The 14,024-nt window shown below is 57.9% G+C and carries 15 protein-coding genes; 4 read left to right on the top strand and 11 right to left on the bottom strand.

Annotation, left to right across the window (positions count from 1 at the left end; genetic code table 11):
• Positions 1-2,122 precede the first annotated feature (2,122 nt).
• The 4 genes from CQ14_RS32725 to CQ14_RS32740 all read left to right on the top strand — a co-directional run bounded on the left by CQ14_RS32725 (position 2,123) and on the right by CQ14_RS32740 (position 5,380).
• A complete protein-coding gene (locus CQ14_RS32725; protein ID WP_057861905.1) occupies positions 2,123-2,524 on the top strand; it encodes a hypothetical protein in 402 nt (133 codons plus the stop codon).
• Position 2,525: 1 nt separating this feature from the next.
• Positions 2,526-3,215 carry a response regulator gene (locus CQ14_RS32730; protein WP_057861906.1) on the top strand — a complete coding sequence of 230 codons (690 nt, stop codon included), beginning with the start codon at positions 2,526-2,528 and terminating at the stop codon, positions 3,213-3,215.
• Positions 3,216-3,288: 73 nt separating this feature from the next.
• The gene (locus tag CQ14_RS32735; RefSeq protein ID WP_245320710.1) at positions 3,289-4,704 is read left to right on the top strand and encodes a type II and III secretion system protein family protein; all 1,416 of its coding nucleotides are present in this window, start codon (positions 3,289-3,291) and stop codon (positions 4,702-4,704) included.
• A gap of 10 nt (positions 4,705-4,714) precedes the next feature.
• The gene (locus tag CQ14_RS32740; protein WP_057861908.1) at positions 4,715-5,380 is read left to right on the top strand and encodes a CpaD family pilus assembly lipoprotein; all 666 of its coding nucleotides are present in this window, start codon (positions 4,715-4,717) and stop codon (positions 5,378-5,380) included.
• A 44-nt stretch (positions 5,381-5,424) separates the two neighbouring features.
• Here the strand turns inward: CQ14_RS32740 and CQ14_RS32745 are convergent, their stop codons facing one another.
• From CQ14_RS32745 to CQ14_RS44940, 11 genes are all read right to left on the bottom strand, one after another.
• Complete coding sequence (locus CQ14_RS32745) at positions 5,425-6,462, bottom strand: EscU/YscU/HrcU family type III secretion system export apparatus switch protein (RefSeq protein ID WP_057861909.1); 1,038 nt, start codon at positions 6,460-6,462, stop codon at positions 5,425-5,427.
• A complete protein-coding gene (gene sctT / locus CQ14_RS32750) occupies positions 6,459-7,280 on the bottom strand; it encodes a type III secretion system export apparatus subunit SctT (RefSeq protein ID WP_057861910.1) in 822 nt (273 codons plus the stop codon). Before sctT ends, CQ14_RS32745 begins: the two co-directional genes overlap by 4 nt.
• Complete coding sequence (locus tag CQ14_RS32755; protein WP_028350693.1) at positions 7,281-7,565, bottom strand: EscS/YscS/HrcS family type III secretion system export apparatus protein; 285 nt, start codon at positions 7,563-7,565, stop codon at positions 7,281-7,283. It abuts the gene before it with no gap.
• Positions 7,566-7,567: 2 nt separating this feature from the next.
• Positions 7,568-8,233, bottom strand: a complete 666-nt coding sequence (gene sctR / locus CQ14_RS32760) for a type III secretion system export apparatus subunit SctR (protein WP_057861911.1) — start codon at positions 8,231-8,233, stop codon at positions 7,568-7,570.
• On the bottom strand, positions 8,226-9,281 hold the full coding sequence (gene sctQ / locus CQ14_RS32765; RefSeq protein ID WP_057861912.1) for a type III secretion system cytoplasmic ring protein SctQ: 1,056 nt from the start codon (positions 9,279-9,281) through the stop codon (positions 8,226-8,228). The genes sctR and sctQ overlap by 8 nt, the downstream gene beginning before the upstream one ends.
• 63 nt (positions 9,282-9,344) lie before the next feature.
• Positions 9,345-9,875 (bottom strand): efflux RND transporter periplasmic adaptor subunit, encoded by a 531-nt coding sequence (locus tag CQ14_RS32770; protein ID WP_057861913.1) that lies wholly within the window; start codon positions 9,873-9,875, stop codon positions 9,345-9,347.
• Positions 9,851-11,200 carry a type III secretion system ATPase SctN gene (gene sctN, locus CQ14_RS32775; RefSeq protein WP_057861914.1) on the bottom strand — a complete coding sequence of 450 codons (1,350 nt, stop codon included), beginning with the start codon at positions 11,198-11,200 and terminating at the stop codon, positions 9,851-9,853. The genes CQ14_RS32770 and sctN overlap by 25 nt, the downstream gene beginning before the upstream one ends.
• Positions 11,197-11,820, bottom strand: a complete 624-nt coding sequence (gene sctL / locus CQ14_RS32780; protein ID WP_057861915.1) for a type III secretion system stator protein SctL — start codon at positions 11,818-11,820, stop codon at positions 11,197-11,199. Before sctL ends, sctN begins: the two co-directional genes overlap by 4 nt.
• Entirely contained in the window at positions 11,810-12,448 is a 639-nt protein-coding gene (locus tag CQ14_RS42800) for a nodulation protein NolU (protein ID WP_082650139.1), read from the bottom strand. The genes sctL and CQ14_RS42800 overlap by 11 nt, the downstream gene beginning before the upstream one ends.
• A gap of 11 nt (positions 12,449-12,459) precedes the next feature.
• Complete coding sequence (sctJ, locus tag CQ14_RS32785) at positions 12,460-13,326, bottom strand: type III secretion system inner membrane ring lipoprotein SctJ (protein ID WP_082650140.1); 867 nt, start codon at positions 13,324-13,326, stop codon at positions 12,460-12,462.
• Between the two features lie 5 nt (positions 13,327-13,331).
• Positions 13,332-13,856, bottom strand: a complete 525-nt coding sequence (locus CQ14_RS44940) for a nodulation protein NolB (RefSeq protein WP_347337172.1) — start codon at positions 13,854-13,856, stop codon at positions 13,332-13,334.
• Between the last annotated feature and the right edge of the window lie 168 nt (positions 13,857-14,024).

Genomic DNA, 14,024 nt, shown 5'->3' on the forward strand with positions numbered 1-14,024 from the left:
TTGAATCTGATTTGCTCCTAAAAGGGAATCCTTAGAGTCCACACCACCTAGAGGACCTAGCGGATGGCTTCGCGAGGTTGATCTTCTGGGTGATGACAGCCAGCTTGGCCCGCAGCCAGGCCTCGAAGGCAGTGGTCGGCTCTTCTGCTGCCGCACGAGGCGACGCTGCTCCGCGCTGCGGCCGCAGATCTCCTTCTCAGTCGCATAGCGCGATCGTCTAGTCTAAGAGCATCGGGTCTTGAATCTCGCCCGGTGCTCGGGCGCGGCAGCGGCTCGTTCCATCCGGCTTCTACTACGAGATCGCACAGATCCCCCGCGCGCGGCTCCTGCCTGCCACGCGACCTCACCGAATCCTCTGATCTGGTGGGTAAATTGCGGGGGATTATCACCGAAACATTGTCGATCGCCTCGGGTCGCTTTGCCGTGATGGCATCAGTCTCGGTTTCAGCTCGTGCCCTGCCCCCTCGCTCGAGCGCGAATTGAGCAACTAGGTGGGCTGCATCTCCGGGTCCCGGCAAGCGCTAACTGGAGGCTTAAGCGCAAACGCGGCCTTTTTCGCTCTGACCCCGCCGATCTCTGTGCCGGGACGCGCGCGACTATGATGCGCGGGCTGGCCGTGGTTGTACCTGTGTCGATGGACCTTTCCGTATCACTCTAGCTCGTTGTGGCGCCCATCGTTCGTAACGGCCCTCGCCAGAAGCTCCTTTGACTTGATGACCGCTGCACCTTGGCCGCTCGTCTTGGGAAGCGGCCTCGCCTTCATGGCAGGCTCTGGCATGCAACTCCCTAATCAGCCCGGATCCTTAAATCACTCGAACGGGCGTAGAGGCCACACCACGAAGCTCGACAATTGCCACCGATGACGGGCGCACCGTCAAGCGTGTAACCGACGCGCTTTGGAAATGCACCAAGTTGCGAGCCATGAAGAACTATGCCGGGCACCGATTGAGCCCGTAGCTCGGACACAATGATGGTGATCTGTCAGGAAACGTCGCGCCGCTTGTTTATCTCGGGTGAAGTGATGACTTTCATCCGCGCGATGGCTTATCAATTTGCGTCGGTGCACGGACGACGTCATCGGATATAAGACGGCAACACGTCGGACGAGAGTATGAACCGAGCTCAGGGGATCTGCAGCTCATATTCATGCAACGAGATTTCGGAAGACCCAATCGTACGCAGCGTCAGATTGCGGTGTTTCCGACACTGGCGACAATACTGATTAGCAAGAAGCGCGAAATGTCTCAACCGCCATGACAGGCATCGGCTTTCCGTCCAGATGACCACGAATGGAGAGTCTCGGCGCCAGCGAAGGCCCTCTGGTTCCCCTAAGGTGCTTTGCTGCTTGATGCGCGGTGCTTTTTATTCAATTCCCCGTGGCTGCGTCAGCAAGCCTGAGATTTATAAAATATTCCATGCAACGAGCTCTCGAAGGGACTTGAATCGCACGTAGCGTCAGATTGTAGGGTTTCGTACATCAGTCGCGACGATGCGTCGCGCGCAACACCTCCTGACAGGTAGCAAGAATTGCGAATGTCCCCAACCCATAGGGCCACGCCCAACCCCATCACGCTCCTCGATCAGTCTACCCGAAGGCCTGTTGGCAACGTCGCCTACGCGCCGGACGGGGTACCCGCGCCAGCCAGGTTGAGGCTGCAACAGCACGAGGAGCTTAAGAGCAGCCCTCGCTGCCTTGTTCTCGTTGTCGCGCGGGAAACAAAGTTGAGTCCAAGCTCGGCATGTGTCGCCGCTCGTCGCGAGAGGTGGAATGCAGACGGCGGAACCACCCGAACCACAGGCCCGATAACGCCACTGCGAGGACGGACCCGTCATTCGTCGGTGTGCCAGATGGGCCGGAGCCTAGCGGGCGTGTTAGATCTGTCTGAATGCCGGGTCTCTTCCGCTCCTGATGCACGTCACCGCCCAACAAGACAATCTTTTCATAGTCCGCGGTGCATTGGCTGTTTCGTCCACGCTAGCGGCATCTAGAACATCGGCCTGCTGCGGGGGGACGATACGTCTTCACGCGTTCAAGGTTGCATTTGCCGTGGCCAAACGGCCTCACAGGTCGATGGCATAGCAAGGCTCACCGCAGAGTCAGGACAACATGGGAAGCTTCCAAATGTCTCCTATCAGCTCGGATGCCAATCCAGCCATTCTCTCTTTTGCTTTGGTTTCGATTGCGCGTGCTGGCGATGCATTCGCCGAGCCGATGACCAGAAGCACTGCCGAGATTGGCGCAAAGATGCACGAGGGTCCTGCCACAGCGCTTGATGCTTTGACTGATTCTGGGCTGGTTCCCGACATCAAGACCACGTTGAGTGTCAAGGACGCATGCGATCCACAGCAGACGGCCGAAATTAATCGGCAGGCAATGAGCAGAGCGAGATTGGCCGTCAGCAACATTGCTCTTCTTGGTAGGTACCGTGTCCCGACGTTTACGTTGAAGCTGGAGAACTCAATTTCGCCCGACTTCATGGTCGACGGTGATCTGCGTGGTAGTTTTGGCATGAAGAGGCAATGAAATGCGAACGCTACTGGTTGATCATGATGAGCACCTTGCGCGCGCTGTGCAAGGTGCGCTTTCGGATTGCGGTTTTGCGGTTGATGTGGCGGGCACTCTGGATGAGGCGGCGACCGCTCTGGATTACGCCAAGTACGACATTCTCCTGCTCGAGTTGGCTCTACCGGATGGAAGCGGCCTGGACTGGCTGAAGCGGTTGAGACGCGACGGACATTTTATGCCTGCCATGGTGATGAGCAGCCGCAATGATCTCGGTAGGCGGATCGCCATTTTCAATGGTGGTGCAGACGATTTTCTGCCCAAGCCCGTGTCTACTGATGAACTCATCGCTCGGATGCGAGCCATTCTGAGGCGATCAACGCAAATGACAGCCCCCGTCGTTGTGTTTGGTAATCTAAAATTCGATCCGATCGCCCGGCAAGTTTCAGTTGGTGGTCGGCCGCTAAAGATTGCACGCCGCGAGGTGTGCATTCTTGAGCATCTGCTTAGCCGCGCAGGCCGCGCCGTGTCACGCGCGTCGCTGGAGGATAGCCTCTATGCGTTTGACAACGAGGTCTCTACCAATGCGCTTGAAGTCGCAATCTATCGCTTGCGCGGTCATTTGAATCAGTCTGGTGCAACGCTACGGATCACGACCGCACGCGGCGTCGGCTATATCCTTGAATTGAATAGCGCGGCATCGGCCGCCTAGTCGATCGAACTTGAAAGCAAAGACTACCTTGAAGATCGCTCTTGATAATGAGGGTGGCAGCGATCGACGCTCGATCGTCGCTAGCGCTATCTGGTCTGTCGTTTGTCCTTCTCTTTCCCACCTCCTGTGCGCGGTCGCTTTGCTATCACCACCAACTGCCGCAGCTCAGACAACGCGAGACGCTGGAGGGAGGCCGCCGCGCGCGCCCTCTAGCAGTATCAATGGGACGGTGGACCTTTCCTCCTCGCTCGGCAAGACAATTCATCTGCCCGGGCCGGCGGCGAGCATCTTTGTTGCCGACCCGACGATCGCGGATTATCAAGCCCCATCGAACACGACAATCTTCGTCTTTGGCAAGAAGTCCGGACGGACCAGCCTGTTCGCTTTGAACGACAATGGGGAAGCTCTCGCCGAGTTGCGTGTTGTCGTGACGCAACCGATCGAGGATCTGCGTGCCATGCTGAAGGCCCAGGTCGGCGACTATCCGATCCAAGTCAGCTATACCCCCCGCGGCGCGATCCTTAACGGCACGGCTCCCAATGCCGATGTCGTTGCCACTGCCGTGAAGGTCACAGAGCAGTTTCTCGGTCCGGGTGCGCTTGTCGTCAATAAAATTCAGGTCGCCGGGTCATTACAGGTCAATCTGAGCGTTCGCGTAGCGGAGGTCTCACGCAGCGCCATCAAGGAGCTCGGCATCAACCTCTCCGCTTTGGGGCAGAATGGCACTTTTTTCTTTAGCAGCGGCAAAGGTGCTGGTTCCGGCACGGCTAGCGGAGGCGGCAAGGCAGGTATCGGCTTCAGCGCCGGTAGTATCAACGTCGGCGCTGTTCTCGACGCGCTCGCCAGCGAGCACCTCGCTTCAGTGCTGGCTGAGCCGAACCTCACCGCAATGTCCGGTGAGTCCGCGAGCTTCCTGGCGGGCGGCGAATTTCCAATTCCCGTCATGCAGGACAACCGACAGGTTTCGATCCAATTTCGTCACTTCGGAGTGAGCCTCGATTTCGTCCCGACCGTTCTTAACAACAATCAAATCAATGTCCGCGTCAAACCTGAGGTCAGCGAGATTTCAAAAGAAGGCGAGGTCAAGGTGAACGGTATGGCCGTGCCTGCCCTCTCTACAAGGCGTGCGGAGACCGTTATCGAGCTTGGGAGCGGACAAAGCTTTGCAATAGGCGGGCTAATCAGGCGTAACTTCAGCACGGATATCAGTACTTTTCCTTGGTTAGGCGACGTTCCCATTCTCGGTGCACTGTTTCGCTCTTCGTCCTTTCAAAAGCAGGAGACGGAGCTTGTTATTATTGTCACGCCTTACATTGTCCGGCCAGCGTCGAATCCGAACCGGATGAGCGCGCCCGCCGACCGCATCGGACCGCCCTCAGATCTGGGGCGCACATTGACGAACACGTTGGCGAGCCCGCCGCGAGGCCGCGACGCTCCGCGCACCAGTGTACCAGGCGCGACAGGCGGTGCCGGCTTTATTATCGAATAAGGATCGCCGAATGACTTTACGAGCCCTGCCCCATCTGTTCGTTCTGATGGCGAGCCTAGGCGGCTGCACAAGCACTGCTCTGGTCAATACCGGGGCGGCTGAACAAGCAACCGTGGTGCAGCAGCAGAACAGTGTCTTGGTGCTGCAGAGCCTTCGTGGCCTCGAGCGGTATCGGCTGAGGGATTTCATTGCCGGCGCCAGCCGCGGTCGGTTTGATGCGCTCCATCTCGATATCACCGGCTCGCCCCGGCTCGCCGCGCAGGTAGCCAGCGAGGCCCGCGCAATGGGCGTCGCGCCTTACAACGTCCGCCTGTTCGGCCCTCGCATCGACCGGCCTGTCGGCTTCGCGGTGCAAATCGAGGCCATTGTCTATGAAGCACGTCCTCCCGTCTGTCCGTCTCTTTCGATCATTGGTCCCTCGGTTAACGATAATTCGTTCGACCAGGCGCTAGGCTGCTCAATCCGCAACAATCTGGGAATCATGGTCAACGATCCGGGCGACCTGCTGGACAATAGAGCTGTCATGGCAACAAAAGGCGATCGTGCCGCCATTCCTGTTGCCACATATGGGTCCATGGGACGGCGCAACAAGAGCGACTTGGAAGATGGAATTGCCAAGAGGTCCTCGCCAGAAACCGGGTCAACGGCAACGAGGGATATACAGTCGCCGCGATAGTGCGCGCCGGATCGCGTCGCAATCATTGCTGCCAAACACAATGTCTAGACCAGCCCGGCGGAATAGAGTGCTCGCGCAACCCCTTCAAAGCACTTCCCAGGAACGGCGTTGCCCAGCATGGCATTCCGCATGAGCTGACGCGCCAGGGCCGAGTCCTGAACAATGCTGAGGCGCAGCGACTGCGCCTCAGCAAGCAGTCGTGAGGCAAGTTCGCCCTCACCACGGCAAACCACGATCGGTACGCCGGTCTCGCCACGAATGTAGCGAAGCCCAATCAAGATCGCTTGTCCTGTCACTATCAGTGTCGCGCGATGCACGCCAAGCGGAGGCTCGTTCGCCGTCTCCTGACGAAGGCGACGGTGTTCTCGTTTGACCTGCGGATTGCCCTGCTGTTCCTTGGACTCGCGCTTGGCCTCGGTCTCCGTCATGCGCATGTCCTGTAGAAATAACCAGCGCTGGATAAGAAGATCGGCCAATCCGGCGATCAGAAAAGCTGCGGCAGCAATTTCGGTCAGCAATTTGATCTCAGTGAAGACGAAGCTGAGACACCCCATACCGCAGGTTGGCAAGTATACCAGCGCCTTCCAACTTGCGATAACCGGGAGCAGCAAGCTTGCGCCGAGAACGCACACCTTAAGAAGCGACTTCGAGAGTTCAATGAGCGACCGCTTAGACGCAATCCGCTTGAGCCCCTTCATGGGGTCCAATTTCTCGAATTTCGGCTTTAAGGACTCGAAAGAGACGTTTAATCCACCATTGGCCAGGACCCCCGCTAGAATACCAGCGGCAACACCGGCCCCGAGAAATGGACCAACGGCCGCAAGAAACAGTTCGATCAGGCCGCCCAGCGCCTGCTGGACCGCGCTTGTGAACGGCTGCTCCTGCAGTTTGTCGACTAGCCGTACTGTTTCATACCACTTGGTCTCAATGAGGCCCGCTCTTAACCAGAGGCAGCCGAAACCGGCGCAAACACTGACTGCGCTGACCAAATCGGTGCTGCGCGGAGTCTGCCCTTTCTTGCGCGCATCTTTTAGCTTCTTGGGAGTGGGAGGGAGCTTCTTCTCTTCGCTCGAGCCACTCATTTAAGGAGGTTCTTGAACAACTCGAGCACGGTGTTGGACTGACTGATTTCCGATCCCATATATTCGACGAGGAAGGTGGCGTAACTTACCATGATTGTCGCATACGCCAGATTCTTCATGGTGGGAGAGACATCGTTCAGTTTGAGTTGCGGCGCAAACCGCCCGAGTATCATGACCGACACATCGAGTAGCAGCAGGAATGCCAACACCGGGCCAGAGACCAGTAGCGCCGTATACATGATGTGGCCGAGAAGCCCCAGAAATGCCATCGCGCCTTGCACGGTCAAGCTAGGCATCAGTCGATACACGGGCCAGATCAAATAGCTGCCATAAAGGCCCCTAATCATATTCTCCAATCCCCCGGCTAGAACGAAAATTGCAATCGCAGTGGTACCGAGTAAAACCGCCGTCGCCGAAGCTTGGCCACGCGTGGCTGGATCATCGGAAGCAACAGGGTTCGTAATCCCCCGTTGGGTATCGATGATCTCACCCACTGCCTGGATGCTCCATAACGGAATACTGAGCAAAAAGCCGATGAGCAGGCCGACGAACACCTCCTTCAAACCGAGCAGCGTGACACTGATCAGTCGTGAGCCCTGATCCAACGACTGCAAGCCGTGCCTGATCTGCAACAGGCATGGCAGTCCCATCGCAAAGGTCACGCAGCCGCGGATCAGCCCGCTAATGCGCGGCAGCGTAAATACGGGAAGGACCAACATAATGCCAAGGGCGCGGGCTGCTGCGAGCCCGGCTGCAAGCACGAGTTCGATCGCCTCCTGGATCAGAGTTTGCGTTTCGGTGAGTGAGGGGACGTTCATCTAACGTCGACTAATACTTGCTGTGAGTGCGGGAAAGTCGGTAAATACCTGCTCTGCTTCCTTGATAAGCGCGGCACTGAGCACTGGAGAGAACAAAGCGATCACCGCGACAACGACCAGAAGCTTCACAGTCAGTGGCAACGTTTGATCCTGAAGCTGCGTTGCCGCTTGGATGATGCCGACGACCAATCCGACAACGACCGCCGCGATAAGCGTAGGCAGAACCCAGATCATGAAGAGCACAAGTGACCGGCTCATATGAGTGAGAATGCTCGCCTCATCCATGCTCAGCCTCCCGGCGTTGTGTAGCTGAGCACCAGCCCATGCATAAGCCGCGACCAGCCGTCGATTGAGACGAATAGGAACAGCTTAAAAGGCACGGATATCACCGTTGGCGAAACCATCGACATACCCATGGCCATCAAGATGGTCGTTACAATCAGATCGATGGTGATAAAGGGCAGATAGAGAAGAAAACCAATTTCGAATCCACGCTTGAGTTCCGAAATTAGGAAAGATGGCACCAGAATGACCAGGTCATCGGCGCTCACGTTGCCGCGCATTTCCTCGGGCCAGACCTGTTCGGTTGAAGCCAAGAAGAAACGGCGCTGCTCGTCAGCGGTGAACTTCTTCAGATGCCCGCGCAGCGGCTCCTGCGCGTCCTTTGCGGCGCTCAGCCAATCGTCGACCGTTTGGTAGCGGAGTTGTGGCGCAGAAAGGCGATTATAGGTCTGTTCAATCACTGGCGCGCTAATGAAAACTGTCAGGATCAGCGCCGCCCCGTATAGGACGAGGTTCGGTGGGATAGATTGAGTCCCGAGCGCGTTGCGAACGAGGAAGAGCACGATGGATACTTTTATGAACGCTGTGCTTGTTACGACTAGAAACGCCAGCAGGCCAAGGCCGGCTGTGAGCGCAAGAAGACCAAGAATTCCCGGTTGAATGTCAGTCATTGACGGCCAACCTGCCCCGCAACCTGACGCCGAGCTCCCCGCCGATGCTTACGATGTCCCCGCGGCCTATGCGGCGGCCGTTAGCAAGGATATCAACCGGTCCGTCGAGCGGCCGACCAAGTTCGAACACATGTCCCTCGCTGATATCCCTCAAGGCTCCGAGTGCGACAGTCCAGCGGCCGCATTCGAAAACAAGAGTAATCTCGATGTTGTCGAGATCACCTTCAGAGGGCGGCCGGGGTTTTTCGGATTGGGTCATCATATGTGCACACTCCAAGGGATGTGGTTGGAGGCGGAATGCCCCCCGTACGATCAAGCGATCCTCTGCAACCTGGGCCGGAGCCCATAAGGTTCCCGTGTTGAGGATGGCTTGGCCACGGGCGATCGGTATTACGTCCGGCAATAGAGCGTCTCCTGCATTTACTTTCCGTAGCAACGCGACTGTCGCACGGAGCGAGCCGATCTCTCCCTTAACGATGACAGGCAATTCTGAGGGAAGCTGGCGATCCTCTCGGGGCAGCTGCCTGAGCAGTCCGCCTAACGCCCGAAACGCAGGTGGAACTGAATCATCGAGAGAAGAGAACAGGAACAGGCGCGCTTTGCCCTTGAATGGGCCGAAGGTGATTTCGAGCTCCAGATAAGGACCTCGAGCCGTCGCTTCGCTCAAACAGATCAGCTGCAACTTCTGTTGCGTCAGACCCTCTAGTTGATTGAGCAACGGATCGAGTGCAAATTCGACGAGGAGCGAACGAGTGGGCTCGGCAGGTAGGCCAAGCCCGCTTTGCACCGTCGCGATCAGCCCTTCTACAACCGGACGGGCCAATGATAAGACGATTGTTTCATGTCCAATGGCCCAAACGCAGTCGAGCATCGATACCGCACACGGCTCCGGCCCCCAGACAAGCCGTTCCATTCGCACGGATAGCGGCTTATCACTTAGACGGCTTTGCAGAGGCTTGCGGGCAGCAGCGATCTCGTTGAGCCAGGAGACGACCGAAGGGGACAGGATTAGCGCCGGTTTAAATCCCGATTGTTCACCCGTAGCCATGGTCACAGGCGCGTCTACAAGACAAGGCGCTTTCCCTAGCATAACAGAAGAAGCCATCAGAATTTAGTCGCTAGCCGTGTGAGTACGCGAACCACTGCCATACCGAAGCAAAACCTCATCATCGGCCTCTATCTCGGCTTTCACCTCTGAATGGGCATCACTCGCGCGCTGAACGTCGCCTTCAATTTGCTGCCATTTGTGACTCGCAGCTGAGCACTTAGTCAAAGTAGTCCTCGCCTCGAAGACCGCCGTCTCGGCCCGCTCTTGAGCGGCGCGCGCTTCCTCAAGCGTTCGGCGTGCTCCTGCGATCTCAGCTTTGAGCCGTCCAATGACGATGTGACAGCGACGATCGAGCTCTTCGACAGATAGCGAATCAGATGATGCCAGTTCTTGGTAAAGCTCCGCTTCGAGCGCCGCTTGGCTTTTTTCGGCCGTTGCAAGATCCCGGACAGCTTGTTCCACCGCTTGAAGCGCGGTGCGGCGCTGGGCCTCCATGTTGGACACCTCACGAAGGGCGCTCCGCTGTCTCATATCCTTCACTAGCCGCAATTTCGAGGCATGGGCACGATTCACGCGGTCAGACGTGACATCCATTTGATCGTCTCCTCAAAGCTTGACGCCTCGTCTCCGCCCTGACGCAGGAATTTCCGCAACTCCTCGATCGAATTGATTGCCCGGTCTGTCAGAGGATCACTGCCTTGCTTATATTCGCCAACCTTCACCAAGAACTCGGCCTCGGCGTAGCGGGAGAGCAGATCACGGAAGAAGGAAGCCGCCTTTCGATGCGATACAGAGACGACCGCATTCATCACACGGCTGCGGCTTGACAATACGTCAATAGCTGGAAAATGCTCGCGTGCAGCCAAAAGGCGTGAGAGAACAACGTGGCCATCAAGAATGCCTCGTGATTCTTCGGCGATTGGATCACCCGAGCCGTCGCCTTCGACAAGCACAGTATAGAAGGCCGTGATTGAGCCGCGCTCGCCCATGCCGGCACGCTCCAACAGGCCAGGAAGCATCGCAAAAACCGATGGCGGAAAGCCGCGCCGCGTCGGCGGCTCTCCTGCGGCAAGGCCAATTTCGCGCATGGCGCGGCTGAAGCGCGTCAATGAGTCCATCATCAGGACGACGCGAAGTCCTTCATCACGAAAATATTCAGCGAGTGCCGTCGCCATGTGAGCGCATTGCGCTCGTTCCATTGCCGAGCGGTCGGAGGTCTCAACGACCACGACGGTGCGGCGAAGCGCTGCCTCACCAAGGTGCTGCTCGATGAATTCCCGCACTTCACGACCGCGTTCACCGATCAACGCGACTATGGTGGCGTCGGCAGCCGCGCCTTTTACAATCTGCGACAGGAGCGTCGACTTACCGCACCCTGGGTCTCCGTAGATGCCGATCCGCTGACCCTCGCCACATGTCAGAAGCCCATCCAAGACACGGACACCGAGTGGGAATGTTCGCTCGATACCGCGCCTTGTCATTGGGTTGGGAGCCTTACCGCGCAGCGGACGAGTTTGAGCGGCGTAGATTGGACCCTTTCCGTCGATTGGCCGGCCGAAGCTGTCGATCACCCGGCCAAGCAAATCGGGGCCGACCGGTACTTCATGCATTCGTCCGGTCGCGACCACTTCTGCTCGGCTGGATAAGCCCGCCATATCACCAATAGGAGTGAGCAATACCCCATCTTGCGATAGGCCGATGACCTCGGCCTCGAGAGACCATCCGGTGCGGGGATCCTGCAACAGGCAAAGCTCCCCTATACGCGCCTCTGGCAAGACGGCATGGAGCAAGGTGCCGACCGCCCGTGTGATCCGCCCTCGTACAGCACGCGTGTCGATATGCTTTGCTGTAGATTTCAGAGACGATAGCGCGGCGTGCAGATTCCTCTCTCCCTCCGCACGGGTTGCTGATGTGGTCACGGTCCGTCTTCCTTTGAAGGCAAACCCAGGCCAAGGCGTAGAGCTCGGAGCTGCGCGGCAACTCCAATATCTACATTGCCAAATTCGCTCCACAACACGCACTGCTCTGTCGTTAGAGCCGGATCCGGATCAACCCGCACTTTCGGCCGGCCCTCCTGTCCATCGCACGTAGCGAACTCGCGCGCCAGCGCATCGGCTTTCAGAGGAGAGACATGAAGGCAAATATCCGCGCTACCATATTTTTGCTCGATCGCGTGACGAGCGGTCCTCACCAACATCTCGCCTGGATCAAACGCGCCCAGCAGATCGCTCACGATCTCCATGACGAGCTGCGGCAACTCCTGCTCCAGAATGGCTTTTCGCTGCGCAAGTGCGGAAGTAGCCTGCGCGATCAGCCGAGACATTTCCTCGGCGCCACTCTTGAAGCCATCCGCACGGCCGCGCTCCCGCTCCCGCTTATAAGCTGTCCGTCCCCAGCCGCGAACGCGTTGCAGATGCCGCTCGGCAGCCGCTCGCGCTTCTACGGCATCGCACCAGATTCCGATCTCGGCAGCCGGTATGACAGGCCCGAGCGGCCGTATCTGGGGGGCCACCGGCAGCGCTGGGTCATCAGCTGTCATGCCGTGGCGCCTCCCTCAACAAATGGGCTATCACCAAGGAAAGCACTGGGCCCGCGGCATTGCGGTGTTCGGCCGCTGGATTCTCCGCAGCAGTGCCCGTGGGCAAGCGTAACAGCACGCGCGTGCGATCAAGTGCCGAGGCTTCGTTGATCCAAGCACCTAGGCAGGCATGGCCATCGTGTTCAATCTGTTGCGAAAGTTGCTCCGGATCAGCGGTAGCGGTGATTGCGACCGCGCTCGCCAAGTTCCGGATACCGAAAGCGTGCGCTTCTGCCCCGATACGGCCGAGCAGAATCGCAAGATGCTGCTTTGAGACGAGCTTTAGGAGCGAGCGAGCATGCCAGATACTGCCGGCAAGCAAAGCAGCCCTACTCGGATTATGGCCGAGCAGAAGATCATCTCCCCAGTCACGGCCGCTGGACTCCATTTCATTACCAAGCAGCATTTCAGCAAGTCTTACCTGCAGCCTCGAGCTCTTCTGTAGCCGCACCAAAGTCGAAGCCGACAACCGGCCGTCAAGGCGTGCAACAAATCGGGTCAGATGGGTAGAAGCAGCAAGCTCTCGCAGGCCCTCAGATAGCGATTCCGACCACGTATTAGAACCGGTAGATGGCAGCGGTATGGGCATTTTCTCACTCCCTATGCCTTGTCGGAAGCGATCTTTTTACTGGGAGGCAGGATAGCCGGCGTGTTCGAACGGATGCCAAATCTGGATCGCGCGCGCGACGGCTGGGCGCCCTGACGCATAAGAGAGCCCAGGAATATGTAGCACAGAACGCCAACGGCAGCGCCACCTCCCCCGATAGCGGCCGCAAGCAGCGGGTCTGAAATATATTTGGTCGACTGAGCGGACGCAGCTGGCCGGGCCGGCAGTTCAAGCGGAGCCCGCTCAACTGGCACAAAGACCACCGCCACTTTGTCATAGGATAGGCCCTCGATGCTGTTGGCGACCAGCATCTTGATCTGCGGTAGCAGAACCGAGAGCTTTGCATTGGAATTATGTCGAATGAACACCGACGCCGACGAGGGCATCGTGTCCTGGCGCAAGAGATCATTTTTCGGCAAAACAACGTGGACGCGCGCGGATATGACGCCTTCGATATCGCTAATCGTGCGCGACAATTCTTCGCTCAGGGCATAAACGTAGCGGGCGCGTTCCTCGATCGGCGAGGCAACCAGGCCCGATCCTTTGAACACCTCGCCGAGGTTCTTGAAAGGCTGGCGTGGCAAACCTTCTAGATTTAGCAACTCAATCGAAAAGGCCAGCTGCTTCTGCTCGACCTGGATCGTGCTGGTCCCGTCCTTGGCAGTAACACGGACCGCATCGACACCCTTGCTAAGCAGGAGCGCAAGCATCTCATTGGCCTCGCGCTCCTGCACTTTGGTGTAGAGATCGGCCTTACAGCCAATCAAGGGGAGGAGAAGCGATAGCACGGCAAAAACACGCAACCGCCGACCGGATAGGCGGGCATGGCCGTTTTGTCCATAGATGAAACCAGACGTCAACGAACTCAGCCCGCCGATAGCAATTTGTTCAAAGATGAGCTGACCGCGCCGGTGCTCTTGGACACAAGCGAAACCTCGACGACACCCTTGTAAACGTCTCGCAGACCCGCAACCATCGTGTCGAAGTCGAGCACCCCTTCCGGCTTGCCCGCGGGATTCGTCCCGACTAGCTGCGACCGAGAAAGCGGCTGAGCGGCCGGCCCAGGTTGAACGGCCTTCGAAATGGCCGCCACACCGCCGCTCGTTACAGAAGGAACGGGGTTGCCCCGATACATCGAAGAGACAGCCTGGAGCACGCGCTCGCCAGGCGGGCTAGCCTGCACTGTTGCACGCTGAACCTCTGACACAGCAGGAACGGACGCTGCCCTATCTGTAACTGAGGAAGCAGCGTCTGATGTCGAAGCGACATGCAAAAGAGTCTGCTGAAACTGGCTCTGCTGGCCGATGGCTGCCGGCTGGCAGAGCTCGGATAGACCGTCGGCAGGGTTCAGAGAGATCGGCGTAGCGCCTAGCATGATCGAAGGTGTCATTGGTTTGGGGCCGATGAAACATCGCCGTTGTTAAGAATTGATGGTCAATACCGTAAAGAGGCCAGCTGACCGCAAGCTGACGACCACGCGAGCCATAAGGCCATTTTAGAGATCACGCTCGGCTTCCAATTTGGGCGAAGTCTTNAATACTTGTTCTCAGGACTAAGG

Origin of the sequence: Bradyrhizobium lablabi, assembly GCF_001440475.1 — a bacterium.
Classification (GTDB): Bacteria; Pseudomonadota; Alphaproteobacteria; order Rhizobiales; family Xanthobacteraceae; genus Bradyrhizobium; species Bradyrhizobium lablabi.